General features: G+C 69.6%; 1 protein-coding gene. It reads right to left on the bottom strand.

The genetic code is table 11. The features are described 5' to 3' along the window. On the bottom strand, positions 1-697 hold a 697-nt coding region (locus tag U9980_RS25740; protein WP_322770295.1), incomplete at both ends, for a TlpA disulfide reductase family protein.

The following is a 697-nucleotide window of genomic DNA, read 5'->3' as shown; positions in this document are numbered from 1 at the left end:
CGAGCGCAGGAGCGTGCGGACGTCCGGTGCTCCCGAGGTGACGTCGGAGGTGATGGTGCCGTCCGCGGCGACCTGTACCGCCATGGGTGTGCCGTGCACTCCGAACGTGGGTCCCACGGTGAAGCCCTCGTCGCGCAGGACGGGGGAACGTAGCCCCAACGCTCGGTTCTCGTCGTCGTCTCCGGTCGAGATGACGAGCAACGTCGGCCCGTCGTGGGGTAACGCCGCGTCCCAGTCCTTCAGCTCGTCCAGGATTTCCCGGCAGAAGCCGCAACCCGGATTCCAGAAGAGCAACAGAACCTCTGTCCCGCGAAAGTCGCCGAGGCTGACGGGATGCCCGCTCAGGCCCGGCAGCGTGAAGGTGGGCGCCGTTTCCCCCCGCCGCCGGCCGTGTGTCGCAGCCGCGGGTGCGGCCGCCGCCGCGTTCTTGCGTGCACCCGCCATCGGCAGGGCGCGACCATCCATGCCGGCTGCCTGCCCGACCAACTCGCGGATTCGCTCCGGGCCACAGGCCGGCGAGCTTCGTACGGTTGCGTCCGGGTAGACGAGGCTTGCGCACGGTGTACCCGGCGCCTGATAGGCCTCGGCTGTCTCCCGATCCTGCTGCAGCAGGACGGGTGCTATCCCGTGTGGATTGGTCTTGGCCTGGTTGGCTTCGGGTGTGCCCCGGCTGATCAGGGCGAGGGTCAGCGTGCCC

Source organism: Protofrankia sp. Cr1 (genome assembly GCF_963555865.1).
Classification (GTDB): Bacteria; Actinomycetota; Actinomycetes; order Frankiales; family Frankiaceae; genus Protofrankia.
Note: the sequence above shows the minus strand (reverse complement) of the source record. Positions and strands in the feature narration are given on the sequence as shown.